Below are 19,795 nucleotides of genomic sequence, written 5' to 3' on the forward strand. Positions count from 1 at the left end.
TGAAGTTGTGTCCTTAGTATTATATTATCCCTATTTTTTTTGTCCAAAAAGTTGAAATATATTTTAATTTGGTCGCCAATAAAATCAAAAATTTTCCTATCCAAATCAAAAGAAAGTTCTTCTAAATCTTGGCAAGCATATAAAAGTTCTCCCATAGATTTATCATTTAAAATTATTGAAAGATTTTTTATGGAGCTTTCATTTATAGATTTTTTTATATAAGAAAAAACCATATTATTATAAAAGTTTTGCCCTTTGATAATCTCTATATTTTTCCCCTTTAAATAAGAATCAAGCTCTTTTGCATCATCACATTCAATTTCAAAGCCCATCTTTTTAAAAATTTCAAGATTTTTTTCTATTAAATTAAATTCTTTAAGGTTAAAGGGCAGATGAATGTAAACATCAGAATTTTCGCTTATATCTTCAATTAATTTTAGATGCCAATATCTAAAGTCTACAAAACCATCAACTATTAAAGTTTTTATTTTTAATTGGCAAATAGATTTTCTGTAAGCCTTATATAGGGTCATATTTTTCTTAGCAAAAAATGATTCATATTCTTCTATTACCTCATAAAGCGATTTTATAAAAGTATCTTTAAAAGTTAAAAGGCTTGAAAAATCTATTCCCTCAACAAATATATCATTAAAAAAATCATAAATATTCTTAGAAAAATCATGAAAATATTCTTCTTTAGGAAAATATTTCCTTAAAATTTTCTTTAAGACATAAAAACTATATAAAGGATTAGGATTTGTTGGAGGAGCAGTTTGAAAAAATAAAGCATCAAAGGTCATAAATTTAATGTTTTTTAAAAATCCCTTATCATGAATATAATTTACTCTCTTCTCTATTAAGCTGTCTTCAGTTGGTAAAATATAAAACAATCCTTCATCATAAAAATCATCTAAATTGATTTTGCTATCCAAGGATTTTAAAAGCACTTTTTTTACAGTCATAAAATCTCATCCACTCTTACATTAAATATTTCTTCAATCAATTGGCTAAGTTTTTTGGGAGGCATCATTTTAAATTCCCTATTATTTAGATATGAAAGCTCTCCATCCAAGTTAAATTTTATAAGATAATTATGAAGGGCTTGAGAATTAAATTCTTTATCCTTACCTTTGCCATATTTTCTATCACCTAAAATATACAGTCCCTTTTCTTTTAGTGATGCTCTTATTTGGTGAGTTCTTCCGGTTATTAATTTTACTTTTATAAGGGAGTATTCTCCATTTGAAATTAAAGGGAAAAATTTTGTCAGAGAATCCTTGCCAACGCATGATTTTCTCATAATATTTTTATCAGTTTTTTCCAATTTGATATTAATTTCAAAAGGCTTTTGAACTTTACCTTTAACAATTGTCAGATAAAATTTATCTACTAATCTTTCTTTAATGGCCTTGTTAATTTCTCTCAAAGTTTCAGCATTTTTTGCACCAAGTAAAATTCCTGATGTATTCCTATCGAGTCTGTTACATATGCTGGGTCTGAAAGTATTCTCTTCCCTAGGTGAGTACTCTTCTTTAAAAATTAAATAGTCAATGAATCTATCAACCATGTTGTCCTGATAAAAATTTTTATCATTATGGGTAAGCATATTTAAGGGTTTTTTCATCAGACAAATATTATCGTCTTCATATAAAATTTGTGGAAATTTTTGAGAATTTCTGGCTAACTTATCTTTTTTATATTTTTCAATAGTTTCATCAGAAATAAATAAAGAAATTTCTTGACCTTCCTTTATTAAGTCCTCAGGACTGGCTTTTTTACCATCAACTTTTATATTCTTTTTTCTCAAATTTTTATAAATAAAAGAAAGAGGTGCCTTTTCAAAATATTTTTTTAAAAATCTATCTAACCTTTGGTCGCTATCATTAGGACCTATAATAACTTTTCTCATCTTCACCAAACCCTTTAAATCTGTTATAATACATTATAACAAATGCATAAATAGAAAAGAGGTTAAATGTGAAAAATTTCAATAAAATTTCTATGACTTTTATGAAAATACTACAAGTTGTTTTCATAATATTTATTATATTAGCTCTTGCTTTTATCATAAAATGGAGAATTGACCATATATATTTAAATGCTAACACTAAAGGCAAAGCTCATTTCACTATTAGTGCAGAAATAAAAAAGACTACTATGGAAATTGAAAAACTTTTGGGAAAAAATGAAGAAAGTTACCAAGTTCCTGTTGTAGAAGAAGTCCAAGAAGAAAAAAACTCTCTACAAATTACAGTACCTGAAGGTTCTGATGTGGAAAGTCTTGGCAAAATTCTTTTGGAAAATAATTTAATTAAAGATATTAATGCCTATAAACTGCTTATGGAAAGAATGGGTCTTGATAAAGCTATAGTCCCAGGAACTTACGATATTAAAAACGGTATGAAAGTTAAAGAAATTTTAGCTCTAATCTGTGGTAGACAGATAAAAGAATTTGAATTTTCTTTGGCACAAGGTATTAATGCAGATGAGGTCGGACGTGCTTTAAAAAATATAGGCTTGATACAATCAGTTGATGCTTTTAAAACAGAGTGTAAGAATTTAGGTGTAAATTCCTTTAAAGCTGGTGATTATAAAATAGAGGCACCTTTAAAAGTTAAGTATATTATTGATGAAATTAAATCCGATGAAATTTAACATCGGATTTTTTTCTAATTTTAAAACTTTTTATATGTAGATAAGACCTAATTGTCTTAAAATTTGTAAAAAAAATAACTGAGCATTTTTAATAATATTCATGCTATAAATTATAGCCTTAGTATAAGTGGGTGATTGAATGGATAAATTTCTTAAAAAATACAAAAATAACAAAACTCTTAATTTTTTTGATAAGCTATTATACAGACTAAAAGAAAATGATATTACCTCTTACGGTGCAGGTCTTGCATTTTTCTTAATACTATCTATATTTCCCTTTCTTATAGCTTTAATTAATATAGTAAATTTTCTTGATATTATAAATATAGATAATATTTTAAACTTGATGCAATATTTCCCAAATAGTGTCAAAGAAATTGTTAAAAATTTTTTTATTGAACTCAATATAACTTCATCTACTGAACTACTTTCTATTTCAGTATTGGCAGGTTTATTTTCTGCATCTTCAGCCATAAATAAGCTGATTAAATTTATAAATAATTCTTATGGTTTTGAAGACAACAGAAACTTTTTTTTTAATAGAGTCTTAGCAATAATTTTTACCCTTCTCTTTATTTTTATGATTCTTTTGTTGATAGTATCACAAGTTTTTGGAAAAATAATCTTCTATAAATTTATATCAATCTTTCATATTGATTCTAAAATAATATATTTTTTATGGATAATAGCAAATAGTCTTATACCTTTAATTTATTTATTTCTTACATTTTCAGCCGTATATAGATTTGCTCCCTGCCCACCAAAAAATGATAAGATAAAATATAAAACAGTTATCCCAGGTTCATTATTTTCAACATTTGCAGTTATAATTGCAACAGTTATCTTTGCCTTTTATGTGAATAACTTTGGTAAATATTCAATAACTTACGGCTCTCTAGGTGGTATCATTGTATTTTTAATTTGGCTATTTTTGTTAAGCACCCTAATTTTAATAGGTGCTGAAATAAATATAGTTTTATATTCTATAAAAAAAGGAAATCACGAAGAAAATAGAAAAGATACAATTATTTATAAGTAATTAATTTCATTGAGTAGCTGCAATTAAAGCTAGGGTTTTTATGCCTTCTTTTGATGTTAATTTTACAAGTTCTCTTATAGTTGAACCTGTTGTAATTACATCATCTACAATAATTATATCTGATGAATAATTTTTTATTACAAAAGCATCTTTAATATTTTTTTGTCTGTCATTTTTATCAAGCCCAACTTGTTCTTTTGTAGACCTGATTTTTTCAAAGGACTCTATCAAATTTAAATCTAAATTTTTTGCAATATATTGGGCTAGAATTTTTGATTGGTTAAAACCTCTTATGCTTTTTTTCTTTTTTGTCATAGGAACATAAGTAATATTTGAAAATTCTGACAAATAAGAAGTCTTTAAAAGTTTTTCAATCATCAAATCTCCAATAATTTGGTCTAAAAAAAGCTCACCATTAAACTTAAATTTTTTTATTAACTCCTTACCTATCCCGCTATATTGAAAGCTCACAAGTACATCTCTTAAACCATCAATCTTATAGGAATGGTAGGGGTCAAATTCTAAATTATCTAGACAATTTTTGCACAGATTAAATTTTTCTAATTTTTCTCCACAAATTGGACATCTTTTAAATAACTTTTTCATTAGCTTCAATTAATTTATTTTTTAAGTTTGAATATCTTATTCTAGTTTTGTTATTTTCAATCATTTTCATAAGATATTCATATTTTCCTACTAAAACCACAAGTTTTGAGGCTCTAGTAATAGCAGTATAGATTAAATTTCTTGTCAAAAGCATGGGAGGAGCCCAAAAAAGAGGAATAACCACTACAGGAAATTCGCTTCCTTGGGATTTATGAATTGTCATAGCATAAGACAGCTCAAGCTGGTCTAAATCTTCTGGCAAATATTTAACTTTTTTTGCATCATCAAAAGTAACTTCAAGAATTTTTTCCTCAACATCTATTGATGAAATATAGCCCAAATCTCCGTTAAAAACTCCTTTAGTAGTTTCCTTGTAAAAATCATTTTCTATAATAGCTTCCAAATCATAATTATTTTTCATTTGAATAACCCTGTCATATAGCTTGAAAGTTTTTCCAAAAACCTCTATTTTTTCTTGGGACTTATTTAAAAGTTCCTGTAAAACCTTGTTCAAATTAAAAGTTCCAAGAAGTCCCTTTTTCATAGGGCTTAAAACCTGAATATCAGAAGAATCAATCCCGTAATATTCTCCTAATCTTTTTGAAAGCAAATCTTTAATAATTTCAAGACCCTTATTTTCTCCTTGCTCACTTATAAGAAAAAAATCATTATTATTTAAAATTGGACGCTCTCCCTTATTAATAAGATGGGCGTTTTTTATTATCATTGACTCTTCCTTTTGACGAAAAATTTCAACTAAATTTACCTGACTAAATAATTTTGAATCAATAATATCCCTTAACACATTTCCTGCCCCAACAGATGGAAGCTGGTCAGGGTCCCCCACTAAAATAAGTCTGACTCCCTTTTCCAAACTTCTTAAAAGAGTTTCCATAAGCATAATATCAACCATACTCATCTCATCAACTATTAAAACATCACATTCTAAATCTATAGGATCATAATAAATATCTTTAGAATCAGTAAAATTAATCTCCAAAAGTTTATGAAGGGTTAAGGCATCATGCCCAGTAGATTCCTTCATCCTTTTTGCAGCCCTTCCCGTTGGCGCAGCAAGTTTTATTTTTTTGCCCATAAATTCATAAACATCTATAAGAGCTTTTAAGGCAGTAGTTTTTCCCGTACCAGGTCCGCCAGTTATAAGAAAAACTCCATGATCAAGAGATTTTTTTATCGCCTGTCTTTGCCCATTGGCAAGTTTAATATTTCTTGTTTCCTCAATTTCTTCAATTTTTTTATTTACATCTAAATCTTCGTGAAAAGTAATATTAATTTCGTTTAATTTTCCTGCAATATAATTTTCAGCCCTTAAATATGGAGCATAATAACATAGGTAGTCACCCCCAACCTTATCAACATAAAAATCTTTTGAAAAAGAAAGTCCCCTTAGAGAATTTTCTAAGTCATCAATAGAAATTTCCAAAAGTTTATTGGCATTTTTTACTAAAATATCAAGAGGAAGATAAGTATGACCATTTAAATTTGCCCTTGATAGAACATATTTTAAACCTTGGATAATTCTTTCTTCTGAATCTTTTTTTATGCCAAAAGATAAGGCTATTTGATCAGCCTTTTTAAAACCTATGCCACCTATATCCTCAATTAAAACATAGGGATTTTCTTTTATGACATCAATGGATTTATCACCATACTCCTTATAGATTTTAAGAGCTAAGTTAGGAGAAATATTGTAGGAAGAAAAATAAAGCAAAATCTTTCTTGCATTTAGGTTTTTTTCCAGAGCTTCATATATTTTTTTATATTTTTTTCTTCCGATTCCTTCAATACTCAAAAGTCTTTGGGGATTTTTTTCTAAAATTTCTAGGGTATTTTCACCAAACTCCTCAACAATTTTTCTTGCCACCTTTTCCCCTACAAAAGGAATCATTCCGTTAGAAAGATATTTAATAAGTGCCTCTTTAGAGTTTGGCAAGATTTCCTCAATAGAAGTAAAAGCAAACTGCTGACCAAATTTTTTATGATATGTAAAATCACCCTTTAATTTATAAGATCTGTCCTCAAAAATTTCAAAACATGATCCTACCACAACTATAGATTCATCCTCAGACAAAAATTTAGCAACAGTATAACCATTCTCATCATTTCTAAAAATTATTTTTTCTACAATTCCATCAATGTTAATCATTAAATCCCCTCGTTTTAATTGTATCAATTTTTTACTAATAAAAAAAGAAGCTCAAGTTTTTTCTCAAGCTCCTTTTATGAATTGCTTATTTGAATTTTAAAATAAATTTGTAATTTCTATAGGGATTTCTATCTTTTCAAGCTTATTTACCTTATCATAAGCTCCCCTTTGTCTAATTATTGTATGTTCATTATTATCCTTATTTAAAAATTCCCCTTGCAATTCAAATGAATTAGGATAAAAATTATCTTTTCTAAATACAAATTTACCTTTTAAGGATGTTAGTTCACCAAAAAAAGACTTATCTTCATCATTAGGAAAAATAATTTTTCTTATTTCTTTAATATTTGAAGAATTAGAATCAAGTTCAGCTATATAAAAACTCTTGTCTTCTGTTAGCTTAATGTATTTGCCCAGTTTATTTAATATAATTTTTGAGCTTATTAAAGTCTTTCCTGTAAAATAAGTTTTATTTTCTTTGCCATCAGATAATTTTTTGTCAGTAGAAAGTTTAGTCCATTTGCCCTTATTATCCCTATTAAATATTACATTTCCTATAATAAACTCTTCATTTTGACTTTTATTATCTCCTTCATCATTTTCCCATTTGATATGGGAAATTTTTTCGTCCTTTATAGTTTCAAAAAGTCCCATTGACTTAGTTTTTTCTTTTTTATCAGGAGAATCCACCTGCCATAGGCTCTCCGTCTTTAAAGTGTAAGATTTTAAATCTTCATCATATACAAATGAAGAAATAACTTTATTTTTATCTTCCGGTATTTTACAAGTGTTTTCTGTCTTGTCCGAGTTTTTTGAGCATGCCAATAAAAAAATCATTGTTAATACTAAAGTAATTAAAAATTTTTTGCTTTCTTTCATAAATTCTCAACTCCTCAAATATAATATTAATTATATATATTTTGTACCCTAAAATAAAAGCATTCAATATATTTTAACCATAGTAGTTAATTAAATATATTTAAAAAAGAAAACTTTACTTTGAAAATAAAAAAACCTAGATAACCCTAGGCTTTTTTGTGTAATCAGTTAATCTTTTATTTTAAATACTTTAAACTTATTCTTCTTCCCTATCTTTTTCTTCTTGAGCCACTTTTTCTTTAGCTTCTCTTAATTTTTCTTCTTCCACTTGTTTGTTGTGCTCTTCAGTTACAGCTTTGACTACATCTGCTGGTATATCAATGGTGATTTTTCTTGGTTTTTCCATTTCCACATGACCACCAACTAGATATTTCTTTTCTCCATCAAAAGTATCTACAGTAACAGTCAAATCACCGGCTGGTCCCTTCAAAGTTAACTGATAATCTTCACCAGGAATTTCTTCATTCAAATAATTAGCAAGTGCAATCACTCCTGAACCACATGAAGATTCACGCACAAGAGTTTGTGATTTAATTACATTAACATAAGGAACATAGGATTTTTCTTCTTTATTGAAAAAAATAACTCCGTAAGCATCAGTTTGAATTTTTTCTTTTAAAGCTTTGAGAGCTTTTTCTACAAATTCCTTATCTTCTTTTTCTTCAATAACTAAATGGCTTATTCCAGAAAATTCAAAAATCTTGTATGTTTTTCCATCAATTTCTATATCTGAAATATTTATCGGATTATCCATAGCAACATAGGCCGTAGAATTTGTAACATCAGCAATTACATCTGTTGTTCCCTTTTTACCGGAAACATAAACTTCAATATCTACAGGTCCTTCTACATCATAAAAACTTGCACTGTAAAGTCCGTAGGCACGACTTGCATTGGCACAAAATTCTCCACCCATCATATCTAAACGAAGTGGAGCTCCTTCATAGGCTGGAGAAATAAATCCCACTTGTTCAACATCACTATCAATTTGACTTCTTATACAATCAGCATAAGCCTTTCTATATCCTGGATAAACAGGCCATACAACAAAACCTGTAATATTGCCTGCTGGATTCGCCTTAAAATAATTAAAACTTTTTTTCATAATCAACACCTTTTTTCATTTATTAAAATTAAAAAATTTAAAGTAATTTTACTCTTGTTATTATACCCAACTAAAATAAAATTAAATAAAAAAATTTTTTATTTATATAGTTGAACTTTGTTCAAAAAAAGTGTATAATTTTTCTTATATTAAATGAACAACGTTCAATAAAAGAAAATGGAGGTTTTATGTTAAAGTCAGAAGAAAGAAAAAAAGAAAAGGAGAAAAAAATAACTGAAGCTGCTCTTTTTTCATTTAAAGAAAAAGGAATAGAAGAAACTTCTATTAGGGATATTATGAAAAAAAGTACTTTTGGTCTTGGAACTTTTTATTTATATTTTAAAGATAAAAAAGATCTTGAACAAAAAATAGTGCTGGATATAATGACTGATTTATTTTACAAAGCTGAAGATCAATGCCTAGGTAATAATACTAAAGAAAAATATATTTCATTTATTAATTATATAATTGATTATTTGGTACAAAATCCTTTAGAACTAAATCTTATTTCTAAAAATTTGGACTGGGCTCTTTATGCCAAAGTTGAAAATGATGAGAGATTTGAAGAAACGGAAACGACATTAAATTTTGTATTAAATAAATACTCTAACTTATTTTCTGTGAAATTATCGGAATCAGAAAGACTCTTTATTTTATCACTTACAATTCAAATTGTACTTTCAACTTGTGAATCATCTCTTATGGAAGGTTCTGTTCTAAGTATTGATGAAATGAAACCTGTCCTTTTTAAAATCGTAGACAAAGTCTTTTAATGTAGTGATAATATGAAAAAATTTACAAAATTCATATCACATAGGCCAAAATTTGTCTTGCTCATAATGACAGCTTTAATTATCCCTTCCCTAATTGCCTACAAACTTACGGGAGTAAATTATGATATCTTATCATATTTACCTAAAGACCTGAACTCAACCAAGGGGCAAGAAATTCTTGATAAAGATTTTAAAAATGCAGCAACGGGAATGCTTATCTTAGAGGGAACTGATCATGATGCTGAAGTTTTAAGAGAAAAAATTTTAGAAGTTGATGGTGTTGAAGATGTAATATCAAAATCATCTACTCTTGGAGATATGATACCACAAGAATTTTTGCCTGATGATATTAAAGATATTTTTTATTCAAAAGATTCAACTTTAATGATAGTTAAGTTCAGTGATTCTTCATCTTCTATTAAGACGATGAATGCCATTGATAAGATAAAAAAAATAGAATCAAAGCAAAAATATTTAAGTGGAATTTCTGCTCTTGTTAAAGATACTAAGGATTTAATCGACAAGGAAACTCCACTATATGTTGGTCTTGCTGTTGCCCTTGGTCTAATTATTTTATCTTTAACTAACGAATCAACAATAGTTCCTTTTGTTTTCATACTAACAATAGCTTATGCTGTTATTTATAATTTTGGGACAAATATATTTTTAGGAGAAATATCCTATTTAACAAAGGCAATAGCTGCTGTTTTGCAACTAGCGGTTACAATGGATTACTCAATTTTCTTATATCACAGATATGTTGAAGAGAAAAAATACTGTAAAAATAAAAATGATGCTATGGATATAGCAATTCAAAAAACAATTTCATCTCTATTTGCATCTTCTCTTACAACCTTTGCAGGTTTTATAGTTTTGATATCTATGCGACTGGGTCTTGGTAAAGATATAGGTCTTGTGATGAGCAAGGGAGTATTAATAGGACTTCTTTCGACTATTATTGTGCTTCCAGCTATGCTTCTTGTAGTTGAAAAATTTATTAATAAATATAATCACAAAGTATTGCTTCCCGAATTTAATAAATTATCTGAATTTACAATAAATCATAAAAAAGCACTATTTGCTATTTTTATTGTCTTATTTATTCCTGCAATTTACGGTTCAAGCCATACTAAATTATATTACAACCTTGATAGATCACTTCCCCAAGATCTTGATTCAATTGTTGCCCTTAATAAAATGAAAAAAGACTATGATATGGCAAGCACGCATTTTATTTTGGTAAAAGATGACCTTTCAAAATCTTCACTTGATAATTTAATAAGCGACTTGAAAGAAATTGACGGTATAAATTCAGTTTTGAGTGTAAGTTCAGTCACAGGTGTGAGTCTTCCTATAGATTTTTTGCCAAACAAACTACAAGAAAATTTTTCAAAAGGTGGCTACCAAATGATAATGGCAAACTCAAAATATCAAACTGCATCACCTGAAGTTAAAAATCAAATAAAAAATATGAGAAATGTAATAAATAAATATGACAAAAAAGGACTTCTGACAGGAGAAGCTGTGTTAACAGATGACTTAACAGTAATTTCTGAAAGAGATTTTAAAATTGTAAATGCTATTTCTATAGGAGTCGTTTTTCTAATCATTGCTATTGTTTTTAAGTCTATAGGCATACCTATTGTATTAATTGGTGCTATTGAACTGGCAATTCAAATTAATATGGGTATACCCTTTTACTTAAATCACACCATTCCATTTATTACATCAATAATTATAGGTGTAATACAGCTAGGCTCAACTATAGATTACTCAATATTAATGACCGACAGATTTTTAGTTGAATACAAACAATTAAAAGATGTAGACAAATCTCTTAAGATTTCTGTAAAAGAAACTTCAAAATCAATTGTTGCCTCAGCTCTTTCATTTATGGCTGCAACTATTGGAGTTGGAATGTATTCAAAAATGGAGATTGTATCAACAATATGCATATTTTTAGCCAGAGGCGCAATAATAAGCATGCTGGTAATTTTAGTCTTATTGCCGGCCATAATATCTATAAGTTTTCCACTTATAAAAAATACTACTAAAAGTTTAAAAGTAAAGGAGAAGAAAAATGAATAAAAATCTAATAAAAAAATAATCTCAATCGCTTTATCTTCAATGATTTTAACAAATACTGTTTTTGCACAGTCAAGTGTAATAAATAAAAGTGAAACGGTTTATGTTTTAAAAGAAGATGAAAATATAAAAGATAAAACTGTATCAGTATGGTTAAATTCTGAAGAAAATATAAAAGGAAAAGACAAAACCAACTTAAAAAAAGTTAAAAATTTAAAAACGGATGAACAAATAAAAGATAATAACGGTTATATTAACTGGGATGAAAATGTCAAAGATATCTACTACCAAGGAAAGAGTGAAAAAGAAATCCCAGTTGATGTTAATGTTAAATATTATCTTGATGGCGAAAAGATAAAAAATAGTCAATTAAAAGGAAAATCAGGACATTTAAAAATAGTTTTATCCGCAGAAAATTATAAGTACGTCATCAAAAAAATCAATGGAAAAAAAACAAAAATTTATGCTCCATATACAGTTGTAGTAGCCATGACTTTAGGACAAGAAATTGCTTCAAATATAGAATCTGATGATGCAAAAATTATAAAAGATGGAAAAAATCAGGTTATAACTTCCGTTTTAACACCAGGTCTAAAAGAAAATTTTGAAACAATACTTGATGACAGACAAATGGAAGAATTTAGGAATGAACTCGAAATTGAAATGGATATAAAAGATTACGAACCTGCTGAAATATACGCTCTTATATCAAATGAGTTATTCCAAAATGAAGTTAATATTAAATCTATTGATAAATTGCGTAACGGCGTAAGAGAGCTTGAAGATAATTCCCAAAAATTAGTTGATGCATCTGAAAAATTATCAGATGCACAACATAAATTAAATGACGGTCTTTCAGAAATGGGAGGAGGAGTAAAAAAACTTCATGACGGATCTGATGAACTCTATGAAAAATCCGGAGAATTTGAAGATAAATTTGATGAAGTAATTGAAAAAGTAAAACCTGTTCCCAAATATGCCGAAGAAATGTATGAAGGTGGAAATAAACTTACTAATGGTATAAATGACTACACATCTGCTGTTGGAAAGATGAATGAGAAAACAGGAGAAATGAAAGACGGTGCAAAAAAATTAAAGGATGGATCAGTTGAATTAGATGATGGCATTGGAAAATTAAAAGATGCTACAACTAAACTTAGAGAAGGGTCAAGTAAATTAAGTAAAGTTGATGAACTTAAAAATCAAGCAATGACTAAACTTCTTGAGCTAAAAGATGGAATAGGAAAAATTTCTGCAGGAGCCAATAAACTAAATGAAGGTGCATCAAAAGCATCTGCAAGTGTAGCTCAACTTGCAGAAGGAGAAAAACAGTTTGATGCCGGTTTACAAATGCTAAATTCTAAAGTTCAAGAAATGACTATTCCTGACTTATCAGGACTTGGAACTATTAACGTTGAAAGTGATCTTCAAAGTATAGGCAATAGTGCAGGACAAATTGGAGGATCAGTTCAAGAAATACAAAATGCTATAGCCATTTTAAGTAGAAGCCAAGATCCTGCGGCTCAACAAGCTGTTGCAAAGTTAGTAGGAGCTGCACAAAATATTGGACAAAATGCACAAAATATAGGAACAAAAACCCAAACAATTGGAAACAACCTTCAAGGGCTTAAACAATTAAGTGGAATGTCAGCACATTTGCAAGGTCTAAAAGACTTACCAAGAGGAATAGGACAATTAGCAGAAAATTCAAGTAAAATAAATGCAGGTTTGTCACAACTGCCTGAAGGTCTTCAAGCATTGCAAACTGGAACAGAAGAACTATATATTGGTGCAGATAAAATTAACTCTGAACTTGAAAAAGCAATGGATGAGGCCTCTTCAAAATTAGATACTTCACAAATCACAAAATTGTCAGATTCTCTTATAAAACTAGATGATGCAACTACTAAATTAAAAGAAGGATCAACTAAACTTAGACAAGGTACGGAACAAAGTGAAGATGGTGTAAGTAAATTTACCGATGCCATAGCTGAACTCGACTCAAATTCTTCAAAACTTAATTCAGGAGCAAATGAACTATCAAATGGTCTTTTAGAATTTAAGGATAAATCAAAAATGTTTAATGATTTTCCAAGATTAAAAACTGAAGGTATTGTTCCAATGAGAGATGGAATAAAAAAATTAAATGATGGAATTGTTGAGTTGAATTCAGGAACTACCGAACTAAAAAATGGCAGTAATCTTATTGATAATAATATGAGATTTTTTACAGAAAAACTTTTAGAATTCAAACAAAAAGGCATAGATGAACTTGATAGAAAAACCCAAGAACTTCCTGAATTTAAAGAAATTGTTGATACAATGTCAGACCTTGCCAGGGAGGAAAATTCTTTTACAGGAACAAGTGTTGGCTTTGATACAAAATCGAGAATAATTGAAAAAATAAAATAATTTATAAATGAATTTATATGGACTCCTATATTTTTCCAATATAAAATATAAGATACTTTGTAAATTTAAAAAGGTCGGCAAAAATCCGACCTTTTTTTGATAAACTAATTTAATATTCTAAAAAACAATATATTTAAATATGAGTTCTTTTTAGAACATTCTTATATACCTAACAATAAATACTATAGCTAAAATATACATAACAGGTGAAACATCTTTGTATTTACCAGTTGTTACTTTTAAAAATACATAAGAAATCATTCCTATAGAAATACCTTCAGCTATTGAATATGCAAAAGGCATCATTATTATTGTCAAAAATGCTGGCAATGATTCAGTATAATCATCAAGGTCAATATTTTTGATAGGACTCATCATAAATAGACCAACAATAATAAGAGCTGCTGCTGTTGCTTGAGAAGGTACTATTGAAAATAATGGGAATAAGAATAGGGATAAGAAGAAGAAAAATGCTACAGATAAAGAAGTAAGTCCAGTTCTACCTCCATCAGTTACCCCACTTGCACTTTCAACAAAAGTTGTAATTGTACTTGTACCTAAAAGTGCACCTACAACTGTTCCGATTGCATCTGATAATAATGCTTTTCCTATACCTGGAAGATTACCCTTTTCATCGAGCATATTAGCCTTTGTTGCTACACCTGTAATGGTTCCTAAGGTATCGAAAATATCAACAAATAAGAATGTAAACATTACTGAAAACATATCTAAGGTAAAAATATTATCCCAATGAAGTTTAAAAGCTACTGGTTTTAAACTTGGTGGCAAAGATAAAATCCCTTGTGACGGTAATTGAGTAACTCCCAAAATAAGTCCTAAAATTGTACCACCAATAATTCCATATAAAAGTGCACCTTTAACTTTTTTTGCTGATAAAATACCCATAATTAATAGTGAGAAAAATGTAACTAATACTTCCTTACTTACTAAATTTCCCAAAGCAAGAAATGTTGATTCGTTGGCTACAACTATTCCAGAATTTGTGGCACCAATCATTGCAATAAAAAGTCCTATACCTACTGATACTGCATTTTTAAGTTGCAAAGGAATCGCTTTAAATAAAGCTTCACGAACCTTAAAAATAGATAAGAAAATAAAAATAATACCTTCTAAAAATACAGCCGTTAGTGCATAAGACCAATCATGACCCATACCGATAACAATGGAAAAAGTAAAGAATGCATTAAGACCCATCCCTGCAGAAAGTGCAAAGGGGAAATTTGCATAAAGACCCATAAATAACATTGCAATTACAGATGAAATTATTGTCGCGGTGAATACCCCACCTTGGTCCATTCCAGCCTTACCTAGCATTGTTGGATTAACAATTAAAATATATGACATTGTCATAAATGTTGTTAATCCTGCAAGAAATTCTGTTCTAGCATTTGTTCCTCGTTTTGCTAATGAAAATTTTCTTTCCAAAAAACTAGAATTCAAATTAATACTACCTCCTTATAAAACAATGAATATATTTTATCATAATTTTATAAAATAATGAATTAAATAAAATATGTTTTTAATATAAAAAATAGCTGTCCCAGCATTTTTTATGCTGCTACAGCTATTAATTATTATTTAATATTTATTTTTTTACAGTTAAGTCTAATTCATTATTTTTAACATCAACAATTACAGTGCTATTTTCTGTAACTTCTCCCTTTATTAAAAGTAGTGAAAGTTTTGTTTCTACACTTTGATTGATGTATCTTTTTACTGGTCTTGCTCCATAGTTGATATCAAAAGATGCCTTTAAAATAAATTCTAAAGCTTCTTGTGTAACTTCAATTTTTATTTGCCTATCAGAAAGTTTTTCTTCTATATCTTTTATAGTTTGTTTAATAATTTTATAGATTTGGTCCTTAACTAAGGGCTTAAATAATACTATTTCATCAACCCTATTTAAAAATTCAGGTCTGAAGCTACTCCTTAGTTCTTTATCAACTTCATTTCTTGCACTTTGAGAAATTTGACCATTTTCTTCTATTCCATCTATCAAGTATTGACTTCCTATATTAGATGTCATAATAATAACTGTGTTCTTGAAATCTACAGTTCTACCTTGATTATCTGTAAGTCTTCCATCATCTAGGACTTGAAGTAAAATATTAAATACATCAGGATGAGCCTTTTCAATTTCATCAAATAATATTACGCTATATGGTTTTCTTCTAACAGCTTCTGTTAGTTGACCACCTTCTTCATAACCTACATATCCTGGAGGTGAACCTACAAGTCTTGATACGGAGAATTTTTCCATATATTCACTCATATCTATTCTAATCATATTTTTTTCATCGTCAAATAAGGCTTCTGTCAAAGCTTTTGCTGTTTCTGTTTTTCCAACTCCTGTTGGTCCTAAAAATATAAAGGAACCTATGGGTCTATTTTCAGCTTTTAAGCCTGCTCTTGCACGAATAACTGCATCTGTAACAACTTGAACAGCTTCGTCTTGACCTATAACTCTTTTGTGGAGAATATTTCCTAAATCTAAAAGCTTATCTCTTTGACTTTGATTCAATTTTTCTACAGGAATACCAGTCCATCTTGAAACTACATAGGCAATTTCATCTTCGGTTACTTCTTCTTTAACCATGGTATCATCTTTTTTGTTGGTTTGAAGTTCTTTTAGCTCTTCTTCTAATTTAGGAAGGGTTCCATATCTAAGTTCAGAAAGTTTTTCTAAATTATAAGACCTTTGCGCTTCTTCAATTTTATGATTTACATTTTCAATTTTTTCTTTAACAACTTTTTCTTTGTCTATTTCTTTCTTTTCACTTTCCCATCTTGATTTTAATCTGTCAAAATCAGATTTTTCTTCAGAAAGTTCTTTTTCCAAATTTTCAAGTCTTTTCTTTGATGCATCATCTTTTTCCTTTTTTAATGCTTCTCTTTCAATTTCAAGTTGTAAGATTTTTCTTCTCACATCATCAATTTCTGTAGGCATTGAATCAATTTCTGTTCTTAGCATTGCACAAGATTCATCCATTAAATCAATTGCCTTGTCTGGCAAAAATCTATCAGTAATATATCTATTTGATAGGGTTGCAGCAGCTATAACTGCTGAATCAGAAATTCTTATACCATGGAAAATTTCATATTTTGATTTCAAACCTCTTAAGATTGAGATAGTATCTTCAACACTTGGTTCATTTACAATAACTTTTTGAAATCTTCTTTCAAGAGCAGGATCCTTTTCAATATATTTTCTGTATTCATCAAGAGTGGTTGCACCAATTGCGTGGAGTTCTCCTCTTGCAAGCATTGGTTTTAAAAGATTTGAGGCATCCATTGCACCTTCAGTCTTTCCTGCACCCACAATATTATGAATTTCATCTATAAATAAAATAATATTGCCCTCTGATTTTTCTACTTCAGAAAGAACCGCTTTAAGTCTTTCTTCAAACTCACCTCTATATTTTGCACCAGCAACTAAGGCACCCATATCAAGAGAGAAAACTATTTTTCCTTTTAAGCCTTCGGGCACATCTTCATTTATGATTCTTTGGGCTAGTCCTTCAACAATTGCAGTTTTACCTACTCCTGGAGGACCAATAAGACAAGGATTATTTTTTGTCCTTCTAGACAAAATTCTAATAACATTTCTAACTTCTTCATCCCTACCTATAACTGGATCCATTTTAGCTTCTTTGGCTTCTTTAGTTAAATCTCTACCATATTTTTTTAAAGCATCATAGGTATCTTCAGGATTATCAGTTCTTACATTTTGGTTTCCTCTAATTTTTTGTAAAGCAGAGAGAAAATTATCACTATTTATACCATATTTTTTAAAAACAGAAGATGAGTCTGTTCCCTTTAAATTTAAAAGAGCCATATAAATATGTTCAACAGATAAATAATCGTCTCCAAATTTTGTCATATTTTTTTCAGCTTGATCTAGAACCCTAGTGTATGATTCATCAGCACTCAAAGAGCCTCCACTTTGACGAGGAAGTCTTTGTATAACTCTTAAAAGCTCAGATTTCACGGCTTCTTTATTTACATCCATGTAATCTAGAACCCTCGGTATAAGCCCATCATTATCATTTAAAAGAGCATAATTTAAATGAATTTCCTTAACTTGAGGATTGCCATATTCTCTTGCAATATCTGTTGCATCTTTTATCGCTTGAAGAGATTTTTGCGTATATTTTTCAAAATTCATAACATACCTCCTAGCTAATTTCTTCTAACTTTTTATATAATTCTAATTGTTCCTTAGTTAAATTTGTCGGATTTGCAATAGTAAATTCAATATACAAATCACCTTTATTATTTTTCATATCCTTAAAACCCTTATCTGGTATTCTCAATTTTTTACCAGGACTCAAATTTTTAGGGATTTTTATCTTAATTTTTCCTTCAAAAGTATCAATAGTTTTTTCTCCTCCTAAAAGAGCAGTCCAAGGTCTAACCTCAACATTTTTATAAATATCAATACCTTTTAGTCTTAGATTGTCAGAATCATTAATATTTATTTTAAAAAGCACATCGCCTGGTAAATCAAACTTTGAGCCTTTAACTTTTATTTTCTTACCACGAGTAATACCACGTGGAATCTTTACATTAATTTCCTTTTGTTTTCCATTAATGGAAAGTCCAACTTTTTTATCTACACCCTTATAGGCATCTTCAATGGAAATAGAAAGTTCAGATTCATATTTAGGGCTATCAGCTTTAGCATAATTGTGATTAGTTCTATTTGAGTTTCTTCCAGAAAATAAATCATCAAGATTAAAAGAAAATTTTGAACCCTTTGCTGAAGAAGCTCTCCTTGCATTTGAACCAAAAATCATATCAAAGAAATCTGAAAAATCTTCAGAAGAACCGCCGGTAGTATAAGTGTAGCCATAAGCACTTGGGTCAAAATTATAACCACCTGAAAAATCATAATTTGAACCAAAAGCATCATACTTAGCCTTTTTATCCTTGTCAGATAAAACTTCATAGGCCTCGTTAATTTCCTTGAATTTTTCTTGAGCCTTTGGATCATTAGGATTAAGGTCTGGGTGATATTTTTTTGCAAGTTTCCTAAAAGCACTCTTTATCTCTTTAGGACTTGAATTCTTATCTACTCCAAGTATTTTATAATAATCTTTGTACTCCAAAATTAAGCACCTCCTGTCAAATAGTTTGACTATCTTTGACATTTATATTATACAATATAATTTCAACTAATACAATACCTTTAACATATAATTTTAAAAAAAATAGTCGGACAAAATCCGACTAAATTAAAAATTTTTTATTTAATTTTTACACTTACTGTTCTTAAACTTCCATCCCATTCTATATCTTGACTAATTCCATCATTGATATTTCCATTTGTCATCTTAAATAGTTTAGAAATATTAGTCAAAGACAATAGAATCCTATCATTTTTTATTAATACTTTATTTTGCAACTTATATTCTTGTCCATTTGACAAAAGAATTTTTCCAGTGTCGACCTGAACAGAAACTTTTTCATCATTTTTTATTTTGAAGTTCTTAATTTGACCATCAATAAAAAATTTGTGTTCAAAATTTTTTATTGATTTTTCATCCTTATCTTTTTTTAAATTAACATAATTTTCCACACCCAAATCAACTGCCTCTTTACCTTCGCCATTAGAATTATCACTTGCAGCATATAAATTCGCTGAAAGTAATAAGATAGTTAAAACTATTGTGCAAAAAATTTTAAATTTTAAAAATCTATTCTCCACTGTCTTTCTACTTGCTATTTTTTTCAAGAATATCTTTTTTAACTTTTTTATATTTTTGTAAGGCATCTCTATAAGCTACTACTATTGCCCTTGTTGATGATGCGTAATATCTTTCTGATATTTCTTCTATTATTTTTTCTTCGTCATCATCAAAGATTTTGCCTTCAAAAATTCTATTTATAAAATCTTTAGTGAGTTTCATTGTTCCGTTGCAATCAGTTCTAATAATTTTACCATTAGAAGCATCTACCTCAAAAGCCATGTAAAATGTGCCATAGATTTTTGTTATAGCATTGTCCATTGTTGTTCTTGCTTCTCCTGTGAAATAAATACTTTTAGTTTTCAT

Annotated in this window: 15 protein-coding genes and 1 pseudogene; 5 read left to right on the plus strand and 11 right to left on the minus strand. The window is 28.7% G+C overall.

Translation table 11 applies throughout. The annotated features are described in order from the left end of the window. Together HMPREF9131_RS00590 and HMPREF9131_RS00595 are read right to left on the minus strand one after the other, a co-directional pair. Positions 1-962 (minus strand): annotated as a pseudogene (locus HMPREF9131_RS00590) (PD-(D/E)XK nuclease family protein); the annotation flags it as partial. Further along, entirely contained in the window at positions 959-1,909 is a 951-nt protein-coding gene (locus HMPREF9131_RS00595) for an RluA family pseudouridine synthase (protein WP_009344848.1), read from the minus strand. The gene HMPREF9131_RS00595 and the pseudogene HMPREF9131_RS00590, both read right to left, overlap by 4 nt. A 68-nt stretch (positions 1,910-1,977) precedes the next feature. On the opposite strand from HMPREF9131_RS00595, the gene HMPREF9131_RS00600 reads away from it, so the two are divergent. Next, entirely contained in the window at positions 1,978-2,655 is a 678-nt protein-coding gene (locus HMPREF9131_RS00600; protein ID WP_009344835.1) for an endolytic transglycosylase MltG, read from the plus strand. 139 nt (positions 2,656-2,794) lie between these two features. After that, complete coding sequence (locus tag HMPREF9131_RS00605) at positions 2,795-3,694, plus strand: YihY/virulence factor BrkB family protein (RefSeq protein ID WP_009344851.1); 900 nt, start codon at positions 2,795-2,797, stop codon at positions 3,692-3,694. 6 nt (positions 3,695-3,700) lie between these two features. On the opposite strand, the gene HMPREF9131_RS00610 is transcribed toward HMPREF9131_RS00605, so the two are convergent. The 4 genes from HMPREF9131_RS00610 to HMPREF9131_RS00625 form a co-directional block, all read right to left on the minus strand. Beyond that, positions 3,701-4,300 (minus strand): ComF family protein, encoded by a 600-nt coding sequence (locus HMPREF9131_RS00610; protein ID WP_009344825.1) that lies wholly within the window; start codon positions 4,298-4,300, stop codon positions 3,701-3,703. Next, positions 4,284-6,467: an ATP-dependent RecD-like DNA helicase gene (locus HMPREF9131_RS00615; RefSeq protein WP_009344812.1), complete on the minus strand. Its 2,184-nt coding sequence runs from the start codon at positions 6,465-6,467 to the stop codon at positions 4,284-4,286. The genes HMPREF9131_RS00610 and HMPREF9131_RS00615 overlap by 17 nt, the downstream gene beginning before the upstream one ends. Positions 6,468-6,563: 96 nt before the next feature. Next, a complete protein-coding gene (locus HMPREF9131_RS00620; protein WP_009344849.1) occupies positions 6,564-7,346 on the minus strand; it encodes a DUF6612 family protein in 783 nt (260 codons plus the stop codon). A gap of 196 nt (positions 7,347-7,542) precedes the next feature. Next, positions 7,543-8,451: a hypothetical protein gene (locus HMPREF9131_RS00625; RefSeq protein ID WP_009344861.1), complete on the minus strand. Its 909-nt coding sequence runs from the start codon at positions 8,449-8,451 to the stop codon at positions 7,543-7,545. 188 nt (positions 8,452-8,639) lie between these two features. On the opposite strand from HMPREF9131_RS00625, the gene HMPREF9131_RS00630 reads away from it, so the two are divergent. Genes HMPREF9131_RS00630 through HMPREF9131_RS00640 form a run of 3 tightly spaced genes read left to right on the plus strand, consistent with a single transcriptional unit; the run spans position 8,640 to position 13,721 of the window. Beyond that, entirely contained in the window at positions 8,640-9,224 is a 585-nt protein-coding gene (locus tag HMPREF9131_RS00630; RefSeq protein WP_009344803.1) for a TetR/AcrR family transcriptional regulator, read from the plus strand. A 12-nt stretch (positions 9,225-9,236) separates the two neighbouring features. Beyond that, entirely contained in the window at positions 9,237-11,312 is a 2,076-nt protein-coding gene (locus HMPREF9131_RS00635) for an RND family transporter (RefSeq protein WP_009344837.1), read from the plus strand. Positions 11,313-11,351: 39 nt separating this feature from the next. Then, positions 11,352-13,721: a hypothetical protein gene (locus HMPREF9131_RS00640; RefSeq protein ID WP_009344830.1), complete on the plus strand. Its 2,370-nt coding sequence runs from the start codon at positions 11,352-11,354 to the stop codon at positions 13,719-13,721. 150 nt (positions 13,722-13,871) lie between these two features. Here the strand turns inward: HMPREF9131_RS00640 and HMPREF9131_RS00645 are convergent, their stop codons facing one another. The 5 genes from HMPREF9131_RS00645 to HMPREF9131_RS00665 form a co-directional block, all read right to left on the minus strand. Continuing rightward, complete coding sequence (locus HMPREF9131_RS00645) at positions 13,872-15,182, minus strand: NCS2 family permease (RefSeq protein ID WP_009344797.1); 1,311 nt, start codon at positions 15,180-15,182, stop codon at positions 13,872-13,874. A 145-nt stretch (positions 15,183-15,327) separates the two neighbouring features. Then, complete coding sequence (gene clpB / locus HMPREF9131_RS00650) at positions 15,328-17,907, minus strand: ATP-dependent chaperone ClpB (RefSeq protein ID WP_009344820.1); 2,580 nt, start codon at positions 17,905-17,907, stop codon at positions 15,328-15,330. A 10-nt stretch (positions 17,908-17,917) separates the two neighbouring features. Further along, a complete protein-coding gene (locus HMPREF9131_RS00655) occupies positions 17,918-18,850 on the minus strand; it encodes a J domain-containing protein (RefSeq protein WP_009344841.1) in 933 nt (310 codons plus the stop codon). A 137-nt stretch (positions 18,851-18,987) separates the two neighbouring features. Continuing rightward, on the minus strand, positions 18,988-19,476 hold the full coding sequence (locus tag HMPREF9131_RS00660) for a hypothetical protein (RefSeq protein WP_198002566.1): 489 nt from the start codon (positions 19,474-19,476) through the stop codon (positions 18,988-18,990). Then, positions 19,457-19,795: a DUF3870 domain-containing protein gene (locus HMPREF9131_RS00665; RefSeq protein ID WP_009344864.1), complete on the minus strand. Its 339-nt coding sequence runs from the start codon at positions 19,793-19,795 to the stop codon at positions 19,457-19,459. Before HMPREF9131_RS00665 ends, HMPREF9131_RS00660 begins: the two co-directional genes overlap by 20 nt.

The sequence above is a fragment of the Peptoniphilus sp. oral taxon 836 str. F0141 genome (assembly GCF_000179335.1).
GTDB classification, from domain to species: domain Bacteria; phylum Bacillota; class Clostridia; order Tissierellales; family Peptoniphilaceae; genus Peptoniphilus_A; species Peptoniphilus_A lacrimalis.